The sequence below is a fragment of the Rhodococcus sp. DN22 genome (assembly GCF_036669995.1).
In the GTDB taxonomy this organism is placed as follows: domain Bacteria; phylum Actinomycetota; class Actinomycetes; order Mycobacteriales; family Mycobacteriaceae; genus Rhodococcus_F; species Rhodococcus_F erythropolis.
In genome coordinates this window covers 3,270,478-3,294,447 of record NZ_CP133326.1, presented here as the reverse complement: position 1 = coordinate 3,294,447, position 23,970 = coordinate 3,270,478, and the positions used below count along the sequence as shown (strand labels likewise).

25 protein-coding genes are annotated in these 23,970 nt (G+C 63.2%); 21 read left to right on the top strand and 4 right to left on the bottom strand.

Annotated elements, in window-relative coordinates:
- Positions 1-17: 17 nt before the first annotated feature.
- A complete protein-coding gene (locus tag RA302_RS15070; protein WP_003944961.1) occupies positions 18-695 on the top strand; it encodes a TIGR00266 family protein in 678 nt (225 codons plus the stop codon).
- 51 nt (positions 696-746) lie between these two features.
- On the opposite strand, the gene RA302_RS15065 is transcribed toward RA302_RS15070, so the two are convergent.
- Positions 747-1,304: an NUDIX domain-containing protein gene (locus tag RA302_RS15065; protein ID WP_007729886.1), complete on the bottom strand. Its 558-nt coding sequence runs from the start codon at positions 1,302-1,304 to the stop codon at positions 747-749.
- A gap of 58 nt (positions 1,305-1,362) precedes the next feature.
- Between RA302_RS15065 and dop the strand changes: the two genes are divergently transcribed.
- From dop to prcA, 4 genes are all read left to right on the top strand, one after another.
- Positions 1,363-2,862: a depupylase/deamidase Dop gene (dop, locus tag RA302_RS15060; protein ID WP_003944852.1), complete on the top strand. Its 1,500-nt coding sequence runs from the start codon at positions 1,363-1,365 to the stop codon at positions 2,860-2,862.
- Between the two features lie 148 nt (positions 2,863-3,010).
- Positions 3,011-3,205, top strand: coding sequence for a ubiquitin-like protein Pup (locus RA302_RS15055; RefSeq protein WP_003944925.1), 195 nt, complete (start codon positions 3,011-3,013; stop codon positions 3,203-3,205).
- The gene (gene prcB / locus RA302_RS15050) at positions 3,202-4,080 is read left to right on the top strand and encodes a proteasome subunit beta (RefSeq protein WP_030536341.1); all 879 of its coding nucleotides are present in this window, start codon (positions 3,202-3,204) and stop codon (positions 4,078-4,080) included. The genes RA302_RS15055 and prcB overlap by 4 nt, the downstream gene beginning before the upstream one ends.
- Positions 4,077-4,844 carry a proteasome subunit alpha gene (gene prcA / locus RA302_RS15045; protein ID WP_003945006.1) on the top strand — a complete coding sequence of 256 codons (768 nt, stop codon included), beginning with the start codon at positions 4,077-4,079 and terminating at the stop codon, positions 4,842-4,844. The genes prcB and prcA overlap by 4 nt, the downstream gene beginning before the upstream one ends.
- A 37-nt stretch (positions 4,845-4,881) precedes the next feature.
- Here prcA and RA302_RS15040 read toward each other — a convergent pair whose 3' ends face one another.
- Positions 4,882-6,300: a phosphatase PAP2 family protein gene (locus tag RA302_RS15040; protein ID WP_007729871.1), complete on the bottom strand. Its 1,419-nt coding sequence runs from the start codon at positions 6,298-6,300 to the stop codon at positions 4,882-4,884.
- 144 nt (positions 6,301-6,444) lie between these two features.
- Between RA302_RS15040 and pafA the strand changes: the two genes are divergently transcribed.
- From pafA to RA302_RS15005, 7 genes are all read left to right on the top strand, one after another.
- On the top strand, positions 6,445-7,803 hold the full coding sequence (gene pafA, locus RA302_RS15035) for a Pup--protein ligase (protein ID WP_007729869.1): 1,359 nt from the start codon (positions 6,445-6,447) through the stop codon (positions 7,801-7,803).
- A 110-nt stretch (positions 7,804-7,913) separates the two neighbouring features.
- A complete protein-coding gene (locus tag RA302_RS15030) occupies positions 7,914-8,924 on the top strand; it encodes a YafY family protein (RefSeq protein WP_003944939.1) in 1,011 nt (336 codons plus the stop codon).
- Positions 8,924-9,901 (top strand): YafY family protein, encoded by a 978-nt coding sequence (locus RA302_RS15025; RefSeq protein ID WP_070162325.1) that lies wholly within the window; start codon positions 8,924-8,926, stop codon positions 9,899-9,901. The genes RA302_RS15030 and RA302_RS15025 overlap by 1 nt, the downstream gene beginning before the upstream one ends.
- 134 nt (positions 9,902-10,035) lie before the next feature.
- Positions 10,036-10,311 (top strand): Sec-independent protein translocase subunit TatA, encoded by a 276-nt coding sequence (gene tatA, locus RA302_RS15020; protein ID WP_003944836.1) that lies wholly within the window; start codon positions 10,036-10,038, stop codon positions 10,309-10,311.
- Positions 10,312-10,384: 73 nt separating this feature from the next.
- The gene (tatC, locus tag RA302_RS15015) at positions 10,385-11,413 is read left to right on the top strand and encodes a twin-arginine translocase subunit TatC (RefSeq protein ID WP_003945030.1); all 1,029 of its coding nucleotides are present in this window, start codon (positions 10,385-10,387) and stop codon (positions 11,411-11,413) included.
- Between the two features lie 48 nt (positions 11,414-11,461).
- A complete protein-coding gene (locus tag RA302_RS15010) occupies positions 11,462-14,173 on the top strand; it encodes an RNA helicase (RefSeq protein ID WP_070162323.1) in 2,712 nt (903 codons plus the stop codon).
- 52 nt (positions 14,174-14,225) lie between these two features.
- The gene (locus RA302_RS15005; protein ID WP_003944884.1) at positions 14,226-15,050 is read left to right on the top strand and encodes a DUF4333 domain-containing protein; all 825 of its coding nucleotides are present in this window, start codon (positions 14,226-14,228) and stop codon (positions 15,048-15,050) included.
- Between the two features lie 4 nt (positions 15,051-15,054).
- Here the strand turns inward: RA302_RS15005 and RA302_RS15000 are convergent, their stop codons facing one another.
- Positions 15,055-16,020 carry a 5'-3' exonuclease gene (locus RA302_RS15000; RefSeq protein ID WP_003944862.1) on the bottom strand — a complete coding sequence of 322 codons (966 nt, stop codon included), beginning with the start codon at positions 16,018-16,020 and terminating at the stop codon, positions 15,055-15,057.
- A gap of 37 nt (positions 16,021-16,057) precedes the next feature.
- On the opposite strand from RA302_RS15000, the gene RA302_RS14995 reads away from it, so the two are divergent.
- A complete protein-coding gene (locus tag RA302_RS14995; RefSeq protein ID WP_064114375.1) occupies positions 16,058-17,194 on the top strand; it encodes a Xaa-Pro peptidase family protein in 1,137 nt (378 codons plus the stop codon).
- Here the strand turns inward: RA302_RS14995 and RA302_RS14990 are convergent, their stop codons facing one another.
- Positions 17,195-17,620, bottom strand: coding sequence for a PPOX class F420-dependent oxidoreductase (locus RA302_RS14990; protein ID WP_007729859.1), 426 nt, complete (start codon positions 17,618-17,620; stop codon positions 17,195-17,197). It lies immediately after the preceding gene.
- A 30-nt stretch (positions 17,621-17,650) separates the two neighbouring features.
- Between RA302_RS14990 and RA302_RS14985 the strand changes: the two genes are divergently transcribed.
- The 8 genes from RA302_RS14985 (at position 17,651) to RA302_RS14950 (ending at position 23,960) form a co-directional block, all read left to right on the top strand.
- Positions 17,651-18,412: an SDR family NAD(P)-dependent oxidoreductase gene (locus RA302_RS14985; protein ID WP_083291701.1), complete on the top strand. Its 762-nt coding sequence runs from the start codon at positions 17,651-17,653 to the stop codon at positions 18,410-18,412.
- Positions 18,409-19,692 (top strand): precorrin-6y C5,15-methyltransferase (decarboxylating) subunit CbiE, encoded by a 1,284-nt coding sequence (cbiE, locus tag RA302_RS14980; RefSeq protein WP_338477197.1) that lies wholly within the window; start codon positions 18,409-18,411, stop codon positions 19,690-19,692. The genes RA302_RS14985 and cbiE overlap by 4 nt, the downstream gene beginning before the upstream one ends.
- On the top strand, positions 19,689-20,438 hold the full coding sequence (gene cobM / locus RA302_RS14975) for a precorrin-4 C(11)-methyltransferase (RefSeq protein WP_003944967.1): 750 nt from the start codon (positions 19,689-19,691) through the stop codon (positions 20,436-20,438). Before cbiE ends, cobM begins: the two co-directional genes overlap by 4 nt.
- A 23-nt stretch (positions 20,439-20,461) precedes the next feature.
- Positions 20,462-21,208, top strand: a complete 747-nt coding sequence (locus RA302_RS14970; protein ID WP_070162321.1) for a cobalt-precorrin-6A reductase — start codon at positions 20,462-20,464, stop codon at positions 21,206-21,208.
- Positions 21,209-21,374: 166 nt separating this feature from the next.
- The gene (locus tag RA302_RS14965) at positions 21,375-22,274 is read left to right on the top strand and encodes a HAMP domain-containing protein (protein WP_225320034.1); all 900 of its coding nucleotides are present in this window, start codon (positions 21,375-21,377) and stop codon (positions 22,272-22,274) included.
- A 159-nt stretch (positions 22,275-22,433) separates the two neighbouring features.
- On the top strand, positions 22,434-23,075 hold the full coding sequence (locus RA302_RS14960; RefSeq protein WP_019748499.1) for a ScbR family autoregulator-binding transcription factor: 642 nt from the start codon (positions 22,434-22,436) through the stop codon (positions 23,073-23,075).
- 10 nt (positions 23,076-23,085) lie between these two features.
- The gene (locus RA302_RS14955; protein ID WP_070162319.1) at positions 23,086-23,445 is read left to right on the top strand and encodes a VOC family protein; all 360 of its coding nucleotides are present in this window, start codon (positions 23,086-23,088) and stop codon (positions 23,443-23,445) included.
- The gene (locus tag RA302_RS14950) at positions 23,445-23,960 is read left to right on the top strand and encodes a DUF1990 domain-containing protein (protein WP_070162318.1); all 516 of its coding nucleotides are present in this window, start codon (positions 23,445-23,447) and stop codon (positions 23,958-23,960) included. The genes RA302_RS14955 and RA302_RS14950 overlap by 1 nt, the downstream gene beginning before the upstream one ends.
- Positions 23,961-23,970 lie beyond the last annotated feature (10 nt).

The following is a 23,970-nucleotide window of genomic DNA, read 5'->3' as shown; positions in this document are numbered from 1 at the left end:
TGGTTTAGAGTCCCGCCGTGCAGATACATCTTCGACACAATCCGTCGTCCACAGTCGCTCGCTGCTACCTCGCGCCCGGCGAACCGCTGCGCGTGGAGAGCGGGGCGATGCTCGCGCATTCTGCCGGCGTAGTTCTCGAAGCGAAGGCGCAGGGCGGCGTCCTGCAGGGACTCAAGCGGTCGATGCTGAGCGGCGAATCATTTTTCGTCACGACGTATACCGCTCCGCCGCAAGGTGGTTGGGTCGACGTGACTGGTGTGCTTCCCGGAGATCTGATCCCGCTGACCATCACCTCTGATCGCCCGTTCTTCCTCAACCGTGGAACCTGGTTGGCCAACTCCTACGGTGTGACGGTCGAGTCCAAGTGGGGCGGCATGTCCAACCTCTTCGGCGGTGAGGGAGGCTTCGGCCTGCGGGCAAGTGGCGACGGTGAAGTAGTGCTGGCCGTCTACGGCGCGATCGACGTCATCGACTTGCAGCCAGGCGAGACAGTCACGATCGATACCGGTCACGTGGTCGCCTACGACCTCGGCATGAATTTCAACATGCGGCGCGCCGTTCAGGGGCGCACCATTCAGTCGATGAAGTCCGGTGAAGGATTTGTCTTCGACTTCACCGGCCCAGGACGCGTTCTCGCGCAGACCCGCAACCCCAGCGCGTTCGCTGCTTGGCTCTCGGCGATCACCCCGGGCTGATCACAGGTCCCACCAGTGTTCAGTCCCAGCGGTGTTCAGTCCCAGCGGTGTTCAGCTCCAGCAATAGTCGGCCAGCAGCGCGCGTGAGTCCGGAACGAACGGCCACGACGGGTCCTGCAGGTGGGCGCCGAGTTCTTTCGGCGTCCACCACCAACCTTCGGCGATCTCGCTGGGCTGATGTGCCATCGGCCCGTCGTATCTGAGTTCGAACGCAAACAGGTGACAGCGCAACGGAGAGTTGTTCCACTCGCCGTCCCAGGATTTTCGAGCGATCTCCGTCAGTCGGAGTGGCTGGTCTGCCGTTCCGAAGATTCCGAGTTCTTCACCGACTTCACGGATCGCAGTTTCCTGCGGCGTCTCACCTGGATCGACGACACCTCCGGCCAGACAGTCGTGATAGCCCCCGAACACCGCTTTCGTGTCGGTTCGGCGATGGACGTAGATGCGGGAGCCGTCCCCGGTACGAACCAGGACGCCCGCACTCGCGTGCCAGAGCCCACCCGAGTAGACGACGGAACGTGGTGCTCGGCCGATCGGATTACCCGTCCGGTCGTACACGGCGACTACCTCGTCCGCGGGATTCAGGTCTGCGGTGAGAGGTTGGTGCATTCCTCCAACTGTGCCACGCCTGTGGGTGCCGCGCCGCAATCACATAGGCTCTTGTGTCATGCAGCGGATCATCGGTGTCGAGGTCGAATACGGAATATCTTCACCCAGTGAGCCGTCGGCGAATCCGATTCTCACTTCAACCCAGGCGGTGCTTGCCTACGCCGCCGCAGCGGGCGTGCCACGGGCCAAGCGCACACGCTGGGATTACGAGGTCGAATCTCCGCTGCGAGATGCCCGAGGCTTCGATCTGGGGCGAATGAGCGGTCCCGCGCCGGTGATCGACGCGGACGAGATCGGCGCCGCGAACATGATTCTCACCAACGGGGCACGGTTGTACGTCGACCACGCACATCCGGAGTATTCGGCGCCCGAGGTCGCCGACCCGCTCGACGCCGTGATCTGGGACAAGGCCGGCGAACGCGTCATGGAAGCGGCTGCGCGGCACGCATCCAGCGTGCCGGGTGCGCCTCGGCTCCAGCTGTACAAGAACAACGTCGACGGCAAGGGTGCCTCGTACGGCACGCACGAGAACTACCTCTGCTCACGTGAGACCCCGTTCGCCTCGATCGTGACAGGATTGACGCCGTTTTTCGCGTCCCGGCAGGTCATCTGCGGTTCCGGGCGTGTGGGTCTCGGTCAGTCCGGCGACGAGGCCGGATTCCAGCTTTCGCAGCGATCCGACTACATCGAGGTCGAAGTAGGCCTCGAGACCACTCTCAAGCGCGGAATCATCAACACCCGCGACGAACCGCACGCGGATGCGGACAAGTATCGCCGCCTGCACGTCATCATCGGTGACGCGAACCTCGCGGAGATGTCGACGTACCTCAAGGTTGGAACAACGGCGCTGGTACTCGACCTGATCGAGGCAGGTGTCGACCTCACCGATCTGCAACTGGCGCGTCCGGTCACGGCCGTCCACCACATCAGTCACGACCCCACTCTGCGCAAGACCGTTGCGCTGGCCGACGGACGTGAACTGACAGGGCTTGCGCTGCAACGCATTTACCTCGAACGTGTCTCGAAGTTCCTCGACCGTGAGACCGATCGTGATCCGCGAGCGGACGATATCGTCGCCAAGTGGGCGATGGTTCTCGATCTCCTCGAGCGCGATCCCATGGAGTGCGCGAACATCCTCGACTGGCCGGCCAAACTGCGTCTGCTCGAAGGGTTCCGCAATCGTGAGGGACTCGCGTGGTCGGCGCCGCGATTGCATCTGGTGGATCTGCAGTACTCCGACGTGCGACTCGACAAGGGCCTGTACAACCGCCTGGTTGCTCGCGGCTCCATGGAGCGGCTTGTCACCGAACAGCAGGTTCTCGACGCGGTCACGAACCCTCCCACCGACACTCGCGCATACTTCCGGGGCGAGTGCCTACGCCGATTCGGTGCCGATATCGCGGCCGCGAGCTGGGATTCGGTCATCTTCGATCTCGGCGGTGAATCGTTGATCCGTATCCCCACCCTCGAGCCGCTTCGAGGTACCAAAGCGCACGTCGGAGCGTTGCTCGACTCCGTGGACAGCGCCGCGGAACTGGTTGATCAGCTCACTCACTGAAATCAGCCGATTCGGCTCGCCGTCGCGTCTCTCCACACCTGACGGTGCCGCTCGGTAGGGTGAAGGTCCGAGCGGGATCAGTTACCGACTCTGCTGGGCCGAACAGGATGCTCGCGAGAGCTCCCTTCACACAAGGAGGTCGACGGCGATGGCTCAAGAACAGACGCAGCGTGCCGGTGGCGGCGAAGACGACGAAACCACTGGTGGCGACGGCAGTGCCGGCCAGGAACGTCGCGAGAAGCTCGCTGCAGAAACCGACGACCTGCTCGACGAGATCGACGACGTGTTGGAAGAGAACGCCGAGGACTTCGTCCGTGCCTACGTCCAGAAGGGCGGCCAGTGACGGTGGATCGCGCGCCCCGGATCACAGACGGGGACACACGGTTGAGCTTCGGCTCGAATCTGTCGTCATTCTCGGAATACCTTCGGGTGCATGCACCGGAGCATCTTCCGCAGAACCGCTTCGCCGACACAGGAGGTGTTGTCATGGGCGGGGGAGACGTAGCTCCGCACGGCACCACCATCGTCGCGATCAGCTATGCGGGTGGTGTTCTGCTCGCGGGTGATCGCCGAGCGACGATGGGCAATCTCATCGCCAGCCGTGACGTGCAGAAGGTGTACGTCACGGATGACTACTCGGCTGCGGGTATTGCCGGTACGGCCGGGATCGCAATCGAACTGGTCCGGCTCTTCGCGGTCGAGCTCGAACATTACGAGAAGATCGAAGGCGTCCCACTCACGTTCGACGGCAAGGCCAATCGACTTTCGTCGATGGTTCGAGGAAATCTCGGAGCAGCGATGCAAGGTTTGGCGGTTGTGCCACTGCTCGTGGGTTACGACCTGGACGCGGTCGATCCGTCCACCGCCGGTCGCATCGTCTCCTACGACGTCGTCGGTGGGCGATACGAGGAGCGCGCGGGCTATCACGCAGTCGGATCCGGCTCCCTGTTCGCGAAATCGGCGCTCAAGAAGCTGTATTCACCGGGAATCGACGAGGACACCGCGCTTCGGTTCGCCGTCGAGGCGCTCTACGACGCGGCAGATGACGATTCGGCTACCGGTGGTCCTGATCTGACACGAGGGATCTATCCGACGGCGGTCACCATCACCTCGGCCGGCGCTGTGGAGTTGTCGCCCAGCAGGGCTGCCGAGATCGCCCGGGAGATCGTCGCGGCTCGCACGGCGACCGCGAGTCCGGAAGGGGAGTCTGCGCTATGACGATGCCGTACTACGCATCAGCCGAACAGATCATGCGCGATCGTTCGGAATTGGCGCGCAAGGGAATTGCCCGCGGGCGCAGCGTCGTCGTTCTCACCTACCGCGACGGAGTGCTCTTTGTCGCCGAGAACCCGTCGCGTGCTCTGCACAAGGTCAGCGAACTGTACGACCGTCTCGGATTCGCGGCAGTGGGCAAGTACAACGAGTTCGAGAATCTGCGCCGCGCGGGCATCGTCCACGCAGACATGCGTGGGTACTCGTACGACCGTCGGGACGTAACCGGGCGTTCTCTCGCCAATGCGTACGCACAAACCCTGGGAACGATCTTCACCGAGCAGCCCAAGCCGTACGAGGTCGAGATCTGTGTTGCCGAGATCGGTCGCTTCGGAAGCAGTACGCCGGCTCAGCTCTACCGGATCACGTACGACGGATCCATCGCGGACGAGCAGGAATTCGTGGTCATGGGCGGCACGACCGAACCGATCGTGACGGCGATGCGCGAGTCGTACCAGCGAGACCTCGACCTCGAATCCGCAGTGCGGATTGCAGTCGGGGCGCTCCAAAAGGGCGGCCCGGCACCGGCCGGAACCACTGAGGCGGAACCACGAACTCTCGATGTGAGTGCACTCGAGGTTGCCGTACTCGACAGCAATCGTCCACGCCGTGCGTTCAAACGGATCGCTGGAACGGTTTTGGAAGAGATGCTTCCAGCTCCGGCAGCAGTCGAGGATGCGCCGCCGGCAAACGGCGACGCACCCTCGTAGATACTCCGTAGGTCTGGGAGTTACTGCAGGTCTGGAGTTACTGAGTGACTCGGTAGACGGCCACCGCGCCCGGTTCGGTGTCGAAATCGAACCGGCGCGCGTCTGCCACCACTTCACCGTCGGTGGCGATGGCTACCGGTGAATCGGCGACTCGAACCGACATCGACGAGACGAGTTCGCGAACGTAGACCCGCGAGCTGCCCAATGTTCCTGTGGCAGCCGCAAACAGCAGACGTGAGCGCGAGAATTTCTTGTCCGCGCGCAGATAGCGGACGTCGAGTAGTCCACGGTTCATCTCCGGACGCGACATCGGCACCTGATCGGCGGGGGAGTATCGCCCGTTTCCGACGAACAGCATCCAGATTGTGGTCCGCTTCCCGTCGATGGTCACCGTCATCGGCTCCGCCGCTGCGAGAACCCGGATCATCGCGGCTCCTGCGGCCGGCCACTTACCGAATCGTGGTTCCCATTTTTCCCTCAGGCGCACAGCATCCGGGTATCCACCGAGGCTGGCTGTGTTGAGAAACCGTGCAGTCACTCCGGAATCCGTGCGCACCACCGCGTGGTCGACGAATGCCGCCTGACCGGACTCGACTGCCTGTGCGGTCTCCTCGACATTCACCGCCCCGACGTCGCGGGCGAAATGGTTCAATGTTCCGCCGGGAAAAACCGCAAGTGGTAGCTCGTGCTTTGTCGCCGCGGTCGCGACCGTGACCACTGTTCCGTCGCCGCCGCATACACCCAACGCTTTCGGCGAGAGCTCGGGGATCTTGGCATCGATCTGCATGTCGAAGTCGATGTCCGCGTCGAACTCGTAGACGATCGCTTCCGGTAGTAGTTCTCGAATCGATTCCACGATCCCGTCGTCCTCGGAGCCTGAACCAGGATTGGTGAAGACCAACAAGCCTTCTCCGCGCGGGAGCGCGGGAACCACGCACTCGGGTCCGAGTTCGGCGGGTTCTTCGTCGCGCACCGCCCACCAACGACGCGTGCCGGCAGCGATAGCACCGCCGACCGCGAGGCCTGCGAAGACGTCGGACGGCCAGTGGACTCCGTTGTGAACGCGTGAGTACGCCACTGCCGCGGCCAGTGGTGCGAGAGCAGCTCCAGCAACCGGGGACTCCATGGCCACTGCCGCGGTGAATGCCGCGGCCGAAGACGAATGTCCGGAGGGGAACGAGGACGACGTCGGAATGTCGACGCCTCGCTTCGGGCTCAGCCAGACGCGTGCCGGTGGGCGTCGGCGGGGAAAGAGGGGCTTGAGTATGCCGTTGGCCAGCGCGCTGGAACCGGCCAGTGCGAGCAGCCCGCGTGCTGCTGCCCTACGGGGCCGCCCGCCGATCATCGCGAGCAAGGCGGCGACAACCATCCACAAAACGCCGTGATCGGCGGCTCTGGAGAGAAACCGCATGGTCGGGTCGAGCACGGAAGGGCGCAGTGCTCCAGTGCTTTCCATGACTTTGACGTCGCTTCGGACAACTTTTCGGCGAATAAGGCTCACACCGTCACACTATGCTGCCGCCCGACGTTGTCGAGTCGTGACTTACGACGCGATCGAAGTACACGGGTGAACCTCGCATTCTGGTTGTACTGTCGAAGTGTGCAGAGACGAATCATGGGTATCGAGACGGAATTCGGCGTTACCTGCACCTTTCACGGGCACAGGAGACTGAGCCCCGACGAGGTTGCTCGTTACCTCTTCCGTCGTGTCGTGTCGTGGGGTCGCAGCTCCAACGTCTTCCTCCGTAACGGAGCTCGCTTGTACCTGGATGTGGGTTCGCACCCGGAGTACGCGACGGCCGAGTGCGACAGCCTCATCCAGCTGGTCAATCACGACCGTGCCGGTGAGCGTGTGCTCGAAGAACTGCTGATCGACGCCGAGGCGAGACTCGCCGAGGAGGGTATTGGTGGCGACATCTATCTCTTCAAGAACAACACCGACTCGGCCGGAAACTCGTACGGCTGCCACGAGAACTTTCTCGTCGCGCGCGCCGGTGAGTTCTCCCGCATTTCGGATGTCTTGTTGCCGTTCCTCGTCACGCGCCAGTTGATCTGCGGCGCCGGAAAGGTACTGCAGACTCCGAAGGCCGCGACGTTCTGCCTCTCGCAGCGCGCGGAACACATCTGGGAGGGCGTCTCGTCGGCTACCACTCGCTCGCGTCCGATCATCAACACCCGCGACGAACCGCACGCGGACGCCGAGAAGTACCGCCGCCTGCACGTGATCGTCGGCGATTCGAACATGGCCGAAACGACGACGATGCTCAAGGTCGGTTCTGCCGCACTGGTGCTCGAGATGATCGAAGCCGGGGTGTCGTTCCGCGATTTCGCGCTGGACAACCCGATTCGTGCCATCCGCGAGGTCAGTCACGACGTGACCGGTAAAAAGCCGGTTCGCCTTGCTGGTGGACGTCAGGCCAGTGCCCTCGATATTCAACGCGAATACCACGCCAAGGCAGTCGAACATCTGCGTAACCGCGAACCGGACCCGCAGGTGGAGCAGGTAGTCGACCTGTGGGGTCGCACCCTCGATGCCGTCGAAGCTCAGGATTTTGCGAAGGTCGACACGGAGATCGACTGGGTCATCAAGCGCAAGCTGTTCCAGCGCTACCAGGACCGTCACGGTTTCGACCTGTCCGATCCCAAGATCGCGCAGCTCGACTTGGCGTACCACGACATCAAACGCGGCCGGGGTGTCTTCGACGTTCTCCAGCGCAAGGGCTTGGTCAAGCGGGTCACCGAGGACGAAACGATCGACGACGCCGTCGAGAATCCGCCGCAGACCACGCGCGCCAAATTGCGGGGCGACTTCATCACCGCAGCCCAGGCCGCAGGCCGGGACTTCACAGTCGACTGGGTTCACCTCAAGCTCAACGATCAGGCGCAGAGAACGGTGCTGTGCAAGGACCCGTTCCGCTCCGTCGACGAGCGTGTCGAGCGTTTGATCGCTTCGATGTAGGTCACTCAATTTCGAGATGTACAAGACGGCAGGTCTGTTTTGCGGCGACGCGCCGGGCACGAAAGTGTCCGGCGCGCGTTCGGTTATCGGATAGCCACTAGGATTTCGGCGTGGCGACATCAAAAATCGAGCGGTTGATGAACCTGGTGATCGCATTGCTGTCCACCAGACAGTTCCTCACGGCGGAGAAAATCCGTGACAGTGTGGCCGGGTACAACGATTCCGCGAACTACGAAGCGTTCAGTCGGATGTTCGAGCGCGACAAGAACGAACTTCGTGACCTGGGTGTCCCGTTGGAAACCGGTCTGGCAGGACGGTTCTCGACCGTCGAGGGGTATCGGATCAATCGCAATGCCTACGAGCTTCCGGACGTGGACCTCACCAGCGAGGAATCTGCTGCAGTCGCCGTCGCGGTGCAGTTGTGGGAGTCGCCGGAACTGATTTCGGCAGCCCAGAGTGCACTACTCAAACTCCGAGCGGCCGGCGTCCAGGTCGACTCAGAAGTCAGTGCCGCCCCGGTCACCGCGATTCCCGCGCGCACCCGCGGTTCGGAGCCCGCGCTCGGCAAGCTTCTTGCAGCGGTCGACGCCGGCCGAGCAGTTCATTTTCAGCACCGCGGCGCATTGAACGAACCGTTCACCGAGCGCACCGTCGAGCCGTGGGGCGTCGTCACGCACAACGGCAAGTGGTACCTGGTCGGGCACGACGTCGACCGTGATGCGGTGAGGACCTTCCGGCTCTCACGGATCGGTGACGACGTCAGGGAGTTCGGCCCGGCCGGTTCGGTTCACAAACCTGAAGGTGTCGACCTTCGCGAGGTCGTCGATCGCGTGACCGGTTCGGGCGTCGTGACCGGGACGGCTACGGTGTGGGTCGCAGACGGCCGCGCCCATGAGCTTCGGCGGCTTGCGACGTCGTCGTCCGAACGGCGGTTGACCGATCGCGACGGCAGCGTGCTGGCCATCCCCGTCCGATCCTGGGAATGGACCGCTCGGTTGATCGCCGGTCACGGGTTGGACGCATTGGTACTGGACCCACCGGATTTGCGTGCTGAGGTCGTCGCGAAGCTGCGCGCCGCCGCGGCGAGCCCGATCACCGGCAATGGACAGGGGGACCACTGATGAGCAATCGACTGTCGTCGCGGTTGGCACGGCTGCTCAACCTCGTGCCGTACTTCATCGCGAATCCTGGCATCAGTCCCGCCGAGGCCGCCGAGGAGCTCGGTGTCAGCACCACTCAACTGATGACCGACCTCAATCAACTGTGGGTGTGCGGACTGCCCGGTTACGGTCCCGGTGATCTCATCGACCTGTCCTTCTCCGAGGAAAGTATCGAGGTCACGTTCTCGGCCGGGATCGATCGCCCGTTGCGCCTCACGTCGACGGAGGCGACGGCGTTGCTGATCGCCCTGCGGTCCTTGGTGGAAATGCCGGGCATGGTCGATCCGTCCTCGGCGCAGCGTGCCATCGCGAAGATCGAGGACGCAGCAGGCTCGGCCGCGGCACGAGCCATCGGTCAGGACCGGGACACATCGCCGGCGCCGGATATCGCCGAAGACCCGATAGCCGCGACGGTCAGAGCCGCGCTCGCAGACAAGACCGCCCTGCGATTGACGTATTACTCGGCCTCGCGTGACGCGGTCTCCGAGCGCATCGTCGACCCCGTTCGTATCGTGTTGGTCGACAACTACAGCTACCTCCAGGCGTGGTGCCGTCAAGCCGAGGGCGTGCGGTTGTTCAGATTCGATCGGATCGACGCCGCCGTCCAACTCGCCGAGCCCGCCGACCCGCCGCCGCAGGCCCTCGAGGAGGATTCGAATCTCGAATTGTTCAGCGGCGACGGTTCCCTTCCGGAAGCGCGGTTGTTCATCACCAAAGAGTGGGTGTGGATGCTCGACTACTACCCGTTGGACGTCGAGCACGTGAACGACGACGGGTCGGTCGAGGCGACGATGAGTTTCGGAACACTTGAATGGATGGCAAGGCTGGTGTTGGGATTCGGTGAGGGCGTTCGGGTCCTTCATCCGCCGGAACTGGTCTCCGAAGTCCATGATCGAGCCGTTGCGGCGCTCGACGCCTATGACGTAATCGGTTCGTAAAACTTCGGGAAACTTCACGTTCAGTGAGTTCGCAGGAAACAAACAGGTAAAAGGTAGCTGAAGTAAGTGCTTTGGCACCTCCGAGCGCCGGTTGTGTCCGGTAGCATCGAGGAATCTGATCATGGGAGGTCGTTATGGGTGCAATGCAGCCGATGCATTGGCTGATTGTCGCTGTTGTCGTCGTAATTCTGTTCGGGTCGAAGAAGCTTCCCGATGCAGCACGCGGTCTGGGTCGTTCCCTCCGCATCTTCAAGAGCGAAGTCAAGGAAATGCAGAACGACGATGCGGCGCCCGCAAGCGCGCCGGTCGCACAGCCTGCTCCGGCACAGTTGCCGACGGCCAACACCGCGGTGGTCGCAAACGGTGCAGCAGCACCTGTTGCGCAGCCGACCGAAGTCAAGCCGCTCTAGTACACACTGCGTTCTAGCCGGGGTGAAATATTCGTTCACCCCGGTTGTCTGCTGACCAAGACCAGGATGCACAGTGCGTATTCCGTTAGACCCGCGTAACCGCAAGCGGAAGGTCAACCCAGACGGCACCATGTCGTTGGTCGACCACCTGTACGAATTGCGGACTCGTTTGTTGTTCGCATTCCTCGGCGTGATCATCACCACGGCGTTCGGCTTCTTCTGGTATTCACACTCGATACTCGGTCTCGAAAGTCTGGGCGATCTGCTTCGCGGACCGTACTGTGAGCTTCCGTCCGAGAGTCGCGCCAACCTCAGCACCGACGACGCGTGCCGATTGCTGGCGACCGGGCCGTTCGAGCAGTTCATGCTGCGATTCAAAGTGGCGCTCACCGCCGGCATCGTTCTTGCCTGCCCGGTGTGGCTTTACCAATTGTGGGCATTCATCACCCCGGGCCTATACGCCAAAGAGCGTCGCTACGCGGTCGGATTCGTCACCGCGGGTGCCGCTCTCTTCATTCTCGGCGCAATCCTGGCGTACCTCGTCGTGGCGAAGGCTTTGCACTTCCTCCTGACCATCGGTGACAACGTCCAGATCACCGCGCTCAGTGGTTCGGAGTACTTCGGCTTCATCATCAATCTGCTGCTCATCTTCGGCGTCAGCTTCGAAATCCCACTGCTCGTCGTCGTGTTGAACTTTGCCGGCATTCTGACGTACGAGCGTTTGAAGGCCTGGCGTCGAGGATTGATCTTCGGGCTCTTCGTATTCGCTGCAGTTGCCACGCCAGGGTCGGATCCGTTCTCGATGTTGGCGCTCGCGCTGGCTCTGACGCTTCTCTTCGAGGTCGCGGTCCAGATCGCTCGCCTCAACGACAAACGTAAGGCCAAGCGAGCCGGTGAAGACTGGGGCGCACTGTCCGACGAGGAAGCTTCCTCCATCTCGGCTCCGTCCGATCTGAACGAGGCTTTCGACAATCCGACCAAACCCAAGGCCGAATCGAGTGGATTGTTCGGACGTAAGTCCAAGTCCAAGGCTCCGGTCGCGGAGAAATCCGACACCGCCGGCGACAACGCGCCCGGCCAGGATTTCACTGACACTCTCTGAGCGCCGTGCCACCACGTCGGCGGCGTGTGAAACCCTGACGAGGTGGTTATGAACAAGAGTGAACTGAGCACGTTCGCGTCCAGCCTGAAGTTCGAACTCGATCCATTCCAGGTGAAGGCATGCGTTGCGCTCGAAGCGGGCCACGGCGTCCTTGTCTGCGCGCCGACCGGTGCAGGCAAGACCGTGGTCGGCGAGTTCGCTGTCCACCTGGCTCTGGCGGCGGGCCGCAAGTGTTTCTACACGACGCCGATCAAAGCGCTGAGCAATCAGAAGTACGCCGAACTCGTCGAGCGGTACGGCCCCGGCGAAGTCGGTCTGCTGACGGGTGATTCGAGTATCAACTCCGACGCACCGGTGGTCGTCATGACCACCGAAGTCCTGCGGAACATGCTCTACGCCAACTCCGAGGCACTGCGCGGGCTTTCGCACGTCGTCATGGACGAAGTGCATTACCTGGCCGACCGGTTCCGTGGGGCGGTGTGGGAGGAAGTGATCCTGCACTTGTCCGAGGACGTACGCCTGGTGAGTTTGTCGGCGACCGTGAGCAATGCCGAAGAATTCGGTGCCTGGATGGAAACCGTCCGCGGCAACACCACTGTGGTCGTGGACGAGACTCGGCCGATCCCGCTGTGGCAGCACATCATGGTCGGTAGGCGAATCTTCGATCTCTTCGACAGTCGTAGTCATCCTGCTGCCGGGCCGAAGACCGTGCTCGTCGACCAGGATCTGGTTCGCCACGTCAAGCAGCGTCAGGCTCTCGAACGCGTCGAGAGCTGGCAGCCGCGTGGCCGCGGACGACGCGGCAGCTACCAGAGTTCCAACGATTTCCGGCCCTTGCCACGACCTGACGTCATCGCTCAGCTCGATCAGTCCGGACTGCTCCCGGCCATCACTTTCATCTTCAGCCGAGCCGGTTGTGATGCGGCTCTTGCACAGTGCCTGCGGTCCAGACTGGATCTCACTTCGCCGGAGCAGGTCCGCGAGATCGACACCATCATCGAGAAACACACCGGGGAACTACCCGAAGAGGATCTCGAAGTTCTCGGATATCGGGACTGGTGCAAGGCACTACGACGCGGACTGGCATCTCACCATGCCGGCATGCTGCCGGCATTCCGCCAGACAGTCGAGGAACTGTTCGTCAAGGGGCTCGTGCGGGCGGTCTTCGCGACCGAGACGCTGGCCCTCGGCATCAACATGCCGGCACGCACGGTGGTGCTCGAACGTCTGGTCAAGTACAACGGTGAATCGCACGCCGAACTGACGCCGGGGGAGTACACGCAGCTGACGGGTCGGGCCGGCCGACGCGGCATCGACGTCGAAGGCCACGCTGTGGTCCTGTGGCAGCCCGGGGTCGAGCCGACGGATGTCGCCGGTTTGGCGTCGACACGGACGTTCCCGCTCCGCAGTTCGTTCCGCCCCTCGTACAACATGTCGATCAATCTCGTCGAACGCATGGGCGCGGCGGATTCACGGAAGCTGCTCGAACGTTCCTTCGCGCAGTTCCAAGCGGATCGCTCGGTGGTCGGCCTGGTGCGTGGCATCGAGCGGAACGAAGAAGCACTGAAGGGTTTGCAGGAGAAACTCGGCGGTGCGGACGGCGAATACTTCGAATACGCGTCGTTGCGTGAGCGGCTCAGTGCGCGCGAGCGCGCGCTCGAACGTAAGGGCCGCGAAGACCGACGCGGAGATGCGGTGGAGTCCCTCCGTGCACTCGCCCGCGGTGACGTGATCGCAATTCCCATCGGTCGTCATTCCGGGGTGGCAGTGGTCCTCGTCCCGGACAACGATCCGAAGGACCCGCGTCCGCTGGTTCTGACGGCCGACCAGTGGGCCGGCCGACTCTCCTCGAGTGATTTCCCGGAAGCAGCCGACGTTCTGGGAAAGATGCGACTGCCCAAGCATGTCGATCACCACACCGCCCGGATCCGGCGCGATCTGGCCTCGGCGTTGCGTAGTACCGGGATCAGTGCCCCCCGGCGAAAGAAGCGCCACAAGGCGGGCGCATCCGAAGATGCCGAGGTCGCTACTTTGCGACGTGCTATTCGCTCGCATCCGTGCCACAGCTGGCCCGATCGTGAACATCTGAGCCGGATCGGTGAGCGCTACAACCGGCTGGCCAGGGAAACGCAGTCGATGAGGGAAAAGGCTGCGGCCACCACCAACTCGTTGGCGCGGACGTTCGACCGCATCATTGCGCTACTCAAAGAGCGTGAGTACATGACTGCCGAAGCAGCGCCCGAAGTCACCGAATCCGGACGACGACTCAGCCGCATCTACTCGGAAAGCGACCTTCTGGTCGCCGAATGCCTGCGGACCGGGGCGTGGACAGGTCTCAGCCCGGCCGAGCTGGCGGCCGTCGTGTCCTCGGTGGTCTACGAATCACGTCGGGACGGGGACACCGTCGATCGGGTGCCGACAGCGGCGCTTCGTCACGCCCTCAACGACACTCAACGATTGTGGAGCGAGCTGCGGTCGGACGAGATTCGCCACAAGCTGCCGCCGACGCGGGAACCGGATCTCGGATTCGTCACTGCCGTTTATCACTGGGCGAGCGAAAACTCGCTTGTCGACGCACTGATCGCGGCCGGAGTGCAGGGTCGTGCGCTGTCTGCGGGTGACTTTGTACGTTGGTGTCGTCAGGTGATCGATCTCCTCGATCAGGTCCGCCTGACTTCGACGGATGCCGACGTCGCGAAGACTGCGGCGCGGGCGGTAGCTGCAATTCGTCGCGGGGTAGTTGCTGTCGACGCAGCATGACCGCAACTATGTGGTTTGATTCGCAGACTGGTATTTCGAGTGGGAGGCGAACATGAGCGGGCCTTACGGACCGAACGATCCGAATCGGCAATGGGGTCCTGGTGATCAGCAGCAGCCGAACGAGCAGCAGTGGGGGCAGAATCCTCAGCAGCCGGGCGGACAACAGCAGCCTGGTCAGCAGCCCGGCCAGCAACAGCCGTGGGGTCAGCCTGGTCAAACACCGCAGCCCGGTCAGCAGCCCGGCCAGCAACAGCCGTGGGGACAACCTGCCTACGGCCAGCCGGGTGGTCAGCCTGCGTACGGTCAGCCGCAACAGCCTGGACAAGGACAACCCGGCCAGCAACAGCCGTGGGGACAACCCCAGCAACAACCTCCCGCACAGCCGTGGGGTCAGCCCGGGCAACAGCAGTCACCTGACGCAACCCAGGCGTGGGGTCAGCCTCCGGCTGCCGCACCGCAGCAGGCGTGGGGCGCCACGGCCCCCGGGCAGACTCCGGGACAGCAGAACCAGTGGAACCAGGCTCAGCCGTTCCCGAGTCCCGGTGCGCCCGGAAACCAGTCGGGTAAGTCGAAGAAGCCCCTGATCTTCGGTGCGATCGGCGTTCTCGTCGTTCTTGCCGCTGTCGTGGTGGCCCTGGTGTTCGGAGTCTTCGGCAAGAACACACTCGATCAGAGCGCGGCTCAGGCCGGCGTCGAGAAGATCGTCACCGAGTCCTACGGGGCGAAGAACGTGAGCAACGTTCAGTGCCCCGCGGACCAGGAAGTCAAGTCAGGCAACAAGTTCACCTGCACGCTTTCGATCGCGGGTGTGAAGTCGAACGTGACCGTGACGTTTGTCGACGACAACGGCACGTACGAGGTCAGCCGCCCGAGCTGACGCCCTATTGGTCGGAACGGCCTGCCGCCGCAGCCTCGAGCGCGGCGGCAAGCCGGCCGGCCGAGCGCTCGATGTTGAGCGAGGCCGCCACTTCCTCGAGGCGTGCGGGATCGACGGGGGTCGCCGGGAGTCGGTCGTCCTTCGAGAACTGAACGTCCGCGTCGCGAACCACTCGTACGACCGGCAACGCAGCATCAAGGTAAGCCATTGCCTCAGGTGAGGTCAGTTTTGCGCGAATCCCCTTGGCCATATCCGATTCAGGATCAGCTGCGGCCGCCCGAAGTCCGGCCAACGAGCCGTAACGGAGCATCAGTGTCGACGCAGTCTTCTCACCGACACCCTTGATGCCGGGTAGACCGTCGGAGGCGTCTCCGCGCAGTACCGCGAGTTCGGCGTAAGCCTCGCCCGCACGGTCACCGGGGACTCCGTATTTCTCCGCAACCTCGACCGGTCCGAAGAGTTCCGCCTTGGACAGGCCACGGCCCACGTACAGGACACGGACGGGCACGTACTCGTCGGTGACGACCTGCAGTAGGTCTCGGTCACCACTGACGACGACGGTGAGATCTTCGCGCTCGGTGGCGGCAAGCGTTCCCAGTACGTCGTCGGCTTCGAGTCCGACTGCACCCGCCGTCGCGATACCCGCTGCAGCGAGCACGTCCATGATCATGTCGACCTGAGGCGTCAACGTGTCCGGAACTTCTTCGGACGCACCGTCAGAGCCTTCCTCGACGCGATGCGCTTTGTACGTCGGGACTGCATCGACGCGGAACTGCGGTCGCCAGTCCAAGTCCAGGCACACGGCGAGACGACTCGGCTGGTGTTTGGTGATCAGGGAAGCAACCATGTCGGTGAAACCGCGCACGGCGTTGACAGGTCTTCCGTCGGGGTCGACGAATGACTCGGGCAGCGCGTAGAACGCACGAAACCACAGGCTGGCACCGTCGAGGAGAAGCAATGGCCCACTCATGGTCACCATCCTGCCAGTCGGCACTAACCTGTAAGCCATGACGTCTCCAGCCGAACAGGATTCCCGATTCTCCAGCGCCGTGTACGGCGCACGTATCGCTCGCGCCGCGGAGTTGGCTCGATCAGCAGGTCTCGACGGTCTGGTGGTGACTCCAGGTCCGGATCTTCGGTACCTGACAGGTTCTCGGGCTGACTCGTTCGAGCGCTTGACCGCGTTGGTCATCGCCGCGGACACGGCGAAGGCATCCGTCGTACTTCCTCGGTTGGAGTTGGCGTCGCTGAAGGAATCGGCAGTGGGCGATCTCGGGTTGACCGTCCTCGACTGGGTCGACGGTGTCGACCCGTATGCGATTGTGGCGGCGCAACTCCCGACCGGCGCGAAGGTGGCGGTGACGGATGCGATGCCTGCGCTGCATCTGATCCCGCTCGCAGACACCTTGGGCGCGTTGCCGATTCTCGCCACCGGCGTCTTGCGCGAATTGCGGATGGTCAAGGACGGCGCCGAGATCGAGGCGTTGCGGCGAGCCGGTGCGGCCATCGACCGTGTTCACGCCCGCATGGCCGAGTTCTTGGTCGTCGGACGTACGGAAGCTGAAGTAGGCGAAGCGATTTCGGCGGCGATTCTCGAAGAGGGGCACACCGAGGCCGCGTTCGTGATTGTCGGTTCGGGCCCGCACGGCGCCGATCCGCATCACGAGGTTTCGGACCGGGTGATCGAGAGCGGCGATATCGTGGTCATCGACATCGGCGGACCGGTCGAGCCCGGATACAACTCGGACTCCACTCGCACGTACAGCATGGGGCAGCCGTCCGCGGAGGTTGCCGCACAGTTCGCGGTACTCGAGGCGGCGCAGCAGGCTGCGGTCGATTCGGTGCGGCCAGGAGTCTCCGCAGAATCCGTGGACGTTGCAGCCCGCGAAGTGCTTGCCGCACAAGGGCTTGCAGAGGTATTCGTTCACCGCACCGGTCACGGTATCGGGCTGTCCGTGCACGAGGAGCCGTACATCGTCGAGGGCAACACCATCGAACTCGTCGAAGGTATGGCCTTCAGCATCGAACCGGGAATCTACTTCCGCGGCAGTTGGGGTGCCCGTATCGAGGACATCGTCGTCGTGACCGCCGACGGTTGCGAGTCGTTCAACAACCGTCCGCACGGCCTGACTGTCCTCGCCTGATCAGCTTTTCTTGAACGCAGCGGACCCGAGTATGCGTGTGACGTCGATTTCGATGACCACGCGCGCGGGATTGACCCGTGGCTGGCGGTACCGCTCGGCATAGCGCCGAACGGCGTCGGCCACGGAGTCCGCGTCGGTGAGCACGCGTGCCGGCCCCTCGAGCGTGAGCCAGCGGCCACCGTCGACCGAACTGACGGCGGCGTATCCGCCACGCGCTGCGTTGATCGCCTTCTGTGAGCCACCGCTGGTGATCACGCGCGCCTTTCCGGCTTCCTGGTCCCAGGTGAACCCGACGGCAACGACGTGTGGGGTGCCGTTCGGACGCAACGTCGTGAGTGTCGCGAGGTGGTATTCACCGACGAACTTCAGCCCGTCTTCGGTGAGAGTCTGTTGTGACGATGGCGTGGTGGAGGGGGTGAGCGTCATGCCACGACGGTAATCCAGGACACTGGAGCGGTGACTGCGGGTGCGAACGTGAATGACATCGAGACGGTACTGCTCCTCGGCGGACGAAGTGAGATCGGCCTCGAGATCGCGGTCAGGCTCGCGCCGGGCCGCAACATCGTTCTGGCTGCCAGACGCAGCGGAGAGCTGTCGGACCAGGAGCAGATGCTCAAAAATGCCGGCGCTGTCGACGTCTCCACCGTCGAGTTCGACGCCGACGCCGTCGACACGCACGGAGACCTCCTGGGCGCCGTAGTCGCCGAGCACGGTCGGATTTCGGTTGCAGTGCTGGCCTTCGGAATTCTCGGCGATCAGGCGCGTGCCGAAACCGACGCGGCGCATGCGGTCGCGGTGGTGCACACCGACTACGTGGCGCAGATCAGCATCCTCACGCACCTCGCGGAGATCATGCGCCGACAGGGAACCGGAAAGATCGTGGTGTTCTCGTCCGTCGCCGGCGTCCGGGTTCGCCGCGCCAACTACGTCTACGGGAGCGCAAAGGCCGGCTTGGAAGGTTTTGCCAGCGGTCTGGGCGACGCGCTGCACGGTTCGGGCGTCCAATTGATGCTGGTACGGCCAGGGTTCGTCATCGGCAAGATGACCGAGGGAATGTCGCCTGCCCCTATGTCGAGCACTCCGTCGCAGGTCGCGGACGCCGTCGTGCGGGGACTGAACTCCGGGGCGACGCGTGTGTGGGTACCGCGAATTCTGCAGCCGGTGTTCTTCGTCATGCGGCTTCTGCCTCAGACGATCTGGCGCCGGATGCCGCGATGACCACACACCCGGTGGTGATCGTCGGCATCGGCGCCGACGGCTGGGATGGGCTGTCCGAGAGCGCAAAGGGCGCAATCCTGGGCGCGGAGGTCCTGATGGGGTCGCCGCGCCAATTGGACTTGGTCCCGGCGACACATCTCGGGGCACGGCGTGCGCCCACCAGGCTGACCTGGCCGTCTCCGATGATTCCGGCGTTGCCGTCGATGTTCGCCGAGAACGCGGACCGCAGAGTATGCGTGCTCGCCAGCGGTGACCCGATGTTCCACGGTCTCGGTGTCACATTGGTCAGGCTGCTCGGCGCGGACAACGTGCGAGTGATCTCCCACCCGTCGTCGGCGGCGTTGGCGAGCGCGCGAATGGGATGGGCATCGGCCGAGATCGACGTCGTGAGCCTGGTCAACCGAGACTCGGCGACAGTATTGGCTTCCGTGACTGACGGTGCGCGACTGCTGGTGTTGAGCAACGGGCGCTCGACACCGGGGGAGGTGGCACGTCTGTTGTCCGGCGCGGGCTTCGGTCGATCGATCGTGACCGTGCTGGCCCAGCTGGGCGGGGCCGGGGAATCGCGGACCGTCACGGTCGCAGACGAGTGGGATCACGCGGACGAGGACGTGGACGCGTTGAACGTTCTGGCCGTCGAGTGCATCGCGGCCGATCCTCTCTTGCGGCTGACTCGAATCCCGGGGCTACCGGATGCTGCTTTTGTCGGCGACGGTCAGATGACCAAGCAGGAGATCCGTGCGTTGACGTTGTGCGCGCTTGCCCCGGCGCCGGGAGAACACCTCTGGGACGTGGGCGGTGGGTCGGGAACCGTCGCCATCGAGTGGATGCGAACTCACCCACGTTGCACTGCAACAATATTCGAGAAGGTGGCGAGCCGCGTGTCGCAGATCGGTGCCAATGCACTCAATCTCGGCGTGCCCGCGTTGAACGTGAAAGGGGACGCGCCGGAGGCGTTTGCGGACGAAACTCGACGTCCCGATGCGGTGTTCGTCGGCGGCGGCGTCACGCAACCGGGAATGCTCGAAGCGTGCTGGGAGCAGTTGAGCGTGGGTGGTCGTCTGGTCGCGAATGCCGTGACCGCCGAGTCCGAATCGTTGCTGCTCGGCTGGATGAGTCGCCACGGTGGGACGCTTCGACGCTTTCAGGTGCAGCGCGCCGAGCCGTTGGGAACGTTCAACGTTTGGCGACCGCAACTTCCGGTGGTCCAATGGTCCGTCACAAAACGTCAGCCGTCTGCAGGCGCAGACACAGATACGCCGGAGGAATCCACACAATGACCGTTCATTTCATCGGTGCGGGTCCCGGTGCGGCAGATTTGATCACTGTCCGCGCGCAACGGATCATCGCTGCGAGCCCTGTGTGCTTGTACGCAGGCAGCCTTGTTCCAGCGGAGTTGCTCGAGTGGTGCCCGGTCGGAGCTCAGGTCGTGGACACTGCTCGGCTGAGCCTGGACGAGATCACCGCGATTCTTGTCGAAGCGGATTCCGCTGGGCTGGACGTCGCGCGTTTGCATTCCGGTGATCCGTCGATCTTCAGTGCAGTGGCAGAGCAAGCTCGTCGCCTGGACGCCGCAGGAGTCGATTTCGACATGATTCCCGGTGTTCCTGCATTTACCGCGGCTGCAGCCGCGCTGGGGCGCGAGCTGACTGTCCCAGGCGTCTCGCAGACCATTGTTCTCACCCGAGTCTCCACCTTGTCGACGGCGATGCCGGAGGGCGAGGATCTGCGGTCCCTCGGCCGCAGCGGCGCGACGATGGTGATTCACCTCGGCGCTCATCGCATCGAACAGATCGCATCCGAGTTGGCCGACAATTACGGCGAGGACTGCCCGGTCGCGGTGGTCGCCTTCGCCTCACGGCCCGAGGAGATCGTTGTTCGAGGCACTTTGAAGACGATCGTCGAACTTGTTCATGCGGCCGGCATCACGAAGACGGCCGTCGTGATCGTCGGCCGAGTGTTGACTGCGGAGGGGTTTCCGGACAGCTACCTCTACTCGGCAGCGCGCGAGAGAAGCACACACTGACCTCGACAGGTACTCGTCGTCGCGTGCTCCTGCTCGGCGGCACAGGCGAAGGTCGAGTGATCGCTTCTCGCTTGGCCGGTTCAGCCGACCTCGAGGTTGTCACATCGCTGGCCGGCCGGGTTCGTGATCCTCGATGGCCCGAGGGGGAAGTGCGTATCGGCGGGTTCGGGGGAGCCGAAGGGCTGTCGGAGTGGTTGTCGGCCAATGATATTCGTGCAGTGCTCGACGCCACGCATCCGTTTGCCGCTCGCATCACCCAGAATGCGTTCGAAGCGTGCCTTGCGAATTCCGTGCCGTACGCCATGTACCGACGCCCGCCCTGGCGCGAGCAACTCGGTGACACTTGGCTTTCGGCACACGATCTCGATCACGCCGCAGAGTTGGTGCCGACGGTCGGCTCACGCGCTTTTCTGACGATCGGGAGGCAAGGAGTTTCGGCGTTCGACCGCGTGAAGAGCGTCTCGTTTCTCGTCCGCTCGATCGATCCGCCTTCAGGGACATTGCCGCCTCACTCGCAATTGCTGCTCGCACGTGGTCCATTCGACATCGAAGCGGAAGTCGATCTGATGCGAACTCACAGCATCGACGTCGTGATCACCAAGAACAGTGGCGGCGAGCAGACGTACGCAAAGATCGCCGCAGCCAGGCAATTGTCGATCCCGGTGATCGTCGTCGAACGACCACCGATCCCGGCGACCGTCCCGGCATTCGATACCGAAGCCGAGGCGATGGACTGGCTCACGGCTTTCGGTCGTGGAACGGCGCTGTGAGGCCGACATCGCGTTCGCTTCAGGTTCGTCTAAGGTTCCGTGACCATACTGGAGGGATGTTGGGATTTTTCGACGCCGCACTGCGGGACCGCGCATGAGAGTGTCGGTTCCCGGAATGAGCCGTCGAAAACCATCGGGAATTCACGTGCGGACGCTCCATGCTCGCGTGAAATTGCTGACTGCAGGCCTGGTGGCGATCGCGGTGATCGTGTCGGCGTCGGCGGTGTACATAGTGTTCAACGCGTATTTGCAAGGCAACGTCGATCGGCAACTCGAGCGCACGAGTGACGCGATCACCGACACCGTCAATTTCGGCGGTGTCACACCGGTTCTGGGATTGACGGCCGGCGCGGATACAGCGGTCATCCAGGCGGTGGGGCTTCTTACTGCCGACGGCGCCTTGGTGACGGCGACTCCCGGTCTGCCGCCGTTCAGCACGAGCGCAGACGCCATCAGGTCGATCGCAGACGGCAATTCGTCGCAGACAATCGCGACGGTTGATGCGTATCGAATTCTTGTCGAGCCCTCGGTTGCGGGCCAGACTTTGGTTGTCGCGCAATCCCTGGGGCCGACGCGTTCGGTACTCAAGCGACTGGCAGTGGTGTTGGCGGCACTCGGGGCGGCCGGAATCGCCCTAGCTTACGCGGCCGGAGATGCTGTGGCACGCACAGGATTACGGCCGATCGCGCGACTTACTGCGGCGACGCGGCGGGTCGCCGAAACGGATGATCTTGCGCCGATCCCGGTGACCGGTGACGACGAGTTGGCGTCGTTGACAGTCAGTTTCAATCGGATGCTCGGGACGTTGTCGGAATCGCGGGCACGCCAGAGAAGTCTGATCACCGAAGCGGGCCAGGACCTTCTGGCTCCTTTGACTGCACTTCGCACCAATATCGAGTTGTTGATGTCTTTCGATACCAAGTCCGGCGCGATTTCCGAGGCGGATGCAACGCAGCTGCGTGAGGAAATCACCGACCAGATGATGGAGTTGACGCTCCTCGTCGGAGAGTTGGTGGACCGTGCGCGGGTTGACGAAAGCACGTTGGGGAGAGGAGATTCCCTCTAAATCGGACGTCTGACCAGCGACTTTGTTGCATTCGTAATTGAAGCAATGGAAGGAGCGCTGGTAATGTGGGGCAATTGTGAAGTTTTTGGGTATAGCTGGAATGTGGCGCGAACCGTGGGGTTTGCTGGGCGGGGGCCTTTGGAGGACGAGAGGGATTCAGTGGTCAAGCAAGCACGCGCCGAGCTGACTCGGCAGCAAATCGTTGCCGGCGCGGCCGCGCAGTTCGAGAAGACTGGTTACGGCAGCACCAGCATGGCCGACATAGTCTCGGGGGCCGGTACTACCAAGGGCGCGTTGTATTTCCATTTCGCGTCGAAGGACGAGCTCGCGCAGTTCATCATTGCCGAACAGCATCGGCTCTCGATCGAGTCGGTGCAGGCGATTTCCGCGACGGGCAAGGACCCGTTGGAACAGATGATCATGCTCACGCACGAAATGGCACGCCAGATTGTCGACGAGCCGATCGTTCGCGCGGGCATTCGCCTCACGCTGGAACTGAGCACGTACGAGGGGCCGGTGGAACCGTACGCCGAATGGATCTCGGCAATCACCGATCTCACCGCCAGAGCTCAGGCGGAAGGTGAAATCCGAAAATCGGTCAGCGCAGAGTCGTTCGGCAGGTTCATGCCCTCGGCATTCACGGGGGTACAGCTGGTTTCGAACGTTCTCACCCGACGCTCGGATCTTCCGGATCGTGTCGACGAGATGTGGCAGATCCTGCTTCCGGGGATCGTCAGCGACGAACTTTCCGGTGACATCGAGCGCCTCGTCAAGTCGCGGTGGACTCCGGCGGCGGCGTAACCTGCGGGACATGGCCGTCACGCGGATAGTTTCGGATCTGTCGAGTAGTTCGCTCGAGGCCGCGCAGCGCTTCTACACCGAAGTGCTGGGCCTCGAAGTTGTCATGGATCACGGGTGGATCGTGACGTTGGCTTCGCCGACGGATCCGTCATTGCAGATCAGCATCATGACGCACGACGCTCATGCGCCCGTAGTACCGGACGTCTCCGTCGAGGTGGATGATCTCGACGCGGCGTACGAGGCCGCGGTGCAGCGCGGCGACACCATCGTCTATCCCGTCACCGAGGAGCCGTGGGGTGTCCGCAGGTTCTTCGCTTCCGACCCCGACGGCCACGTGATCAACATCCTCAGCCACCGACGCGAGCAATGATGGCGTCCCGCCCGGACGGGCTGACGTACCTCGAGGTGGGCGCAACGTCAGGCGTTCTCCCCGCCGGCTATCACCACGTTCACGAGAGCGCGACGGTCGGATCCGGACGGGAGGATTTCGAGGTTGCCGCTCGAACCGTCGCGAATTGGGGAATGCACCGCGGAGCCGGACTGGCCGTACGGACGGCAGCCCCGACCGCCGTGGCGGGTCAAGATGCGACCTTCGGACTCGGTCCGGTAACTATCCCCGTTCGGATCGTCTATGTCGTAGACGAACCCAATCGCAAGGGCTTCGCGTACGGAACCCGCGCAGGCCACCCCGAATGCGGGGAGGAGTTGTTTGTCGTCCAGTTCGACGAGACCAGCCAAGCGGTTCGTATCGAGATCGTCGCATTCTCCAAGCCTGGAACGTGGTGGGTACGTCTCGGCGCTCCGATCGGACGTCGAGTACAGGCGTTTGTCACGCGCCGCTACATCCGTGCCGTCCGCCAGAGCGTCGCCCGATCGCGGGTCTGACCCGTTGTAG

Bases quoted from the DNA above. Each gene is read 5' to 3' on its own strand.
- RA302_RS15065 (WP_007729886.1), bottom strand. From the start codon at position 1,304: ATGCACCAACCTCTCACCGCAGACCTGAATCCCGCGGACGAGGTAGTC.
- dop (WP_003944852.1), top strand. From the start codon at position 1,363: ATGCAGCGGATCATCGGTGTCGAGGTCGAATACGGAATATCTTCACCC.
- RA302_RS15055 (WP_003944925.1), top strand. From the start codon at position 3,011: ATGGCTCAAGAACAGACGCAGCGTGCCGGTGGCGGCGAAGACGACGAA.
- prcA (WP_003945006.1), top strand. From the start codon at position 4,077: ATGACGATGCCGTACTACGCATCAGCCGAACAGATCATGCGCGATCGT.
- RA302_RS15040 (WP_007729871.1), bottom strand. From the start codon at position 6,300: ATGGAAAGCACTGGAGCACTGCGCCCTTCCGTGCTCGACCCGACCATG.
- RA302_RS15025 (WP_070162325.1), top strand. From the start codon at position 8,924: ATGAGCAATCGACTGTCGTCGCGGTTGGCACGGCTGCTCAACCTCGTG.
- tatA (WP_003944836.1), top strand. From the start codon at position 10,036: ATGGGTGCAATGCAGCCGATGCATTGGCTGATTGTCGCTGTTGTCGTC.
- RA302_RS15010 (WP_070162323.1), top strand. From the start codon at position 11,462: ATGAACAAGAGTGAACTGAGCACGTTCGCGTCCAGCCTGAAGTTCGAA.
- RA302_RS15005 (WP_003944884.1), top strand. From the start codon at position 14,226: ATGAGCGGGCCTTACGGACCGAACGATCCGAATCGGCAATGGGGTCCT.
- RA302_RS15000 (WP_003944862.1), bottom strand. From the start codon at position 16,020: ATGAGTGGGCCATTGCTTCTCCTCGACGGTGCCAGCCTGTGGTTTCGT.
- RA302_RS14995 (WP_064114375.1), top strand. From the start codon at position 16,058: ATGACGTCTCCAGCCGAACAGGATTCCCGATTCTCCAGCGCCGTGTAC.
- RA302_RS14990 (WP_007729859.1), bottom strand. From the start codon at position 17,620: ATGACGCTCACCCCCTCCACCACGCCATCGTCACAACAGACTCTCACC.
- cbiE (WP_338477197.1), top strand. From the start codon at position 18,409: ATGACCACACACCCGGTGGTGATCGTCGGCATCGGCGCCGACGGCTGG.
- cobM (WP_003944967.1), top strand. From the start codon at position 19,689: ATGACCGTTCATTTCATCGGTGCGGGTCCCGGTGCGGCAGATTTGATC.
- RA302_RS14955 (WP_070162319.1), top strand. From the start codon at position 23,086: ATGGCCGTCACGCGGATAGTTTCGGATCTGTCGAGTAGTTCGCTCGAG.
- RA302_RS14950 (WP_070162318.1), top strand. From the start codon at position 23,445: ATGGCGTCCCGCCCGGACGGGCTGACGTACCTCGAGGTGGGCGCAACG.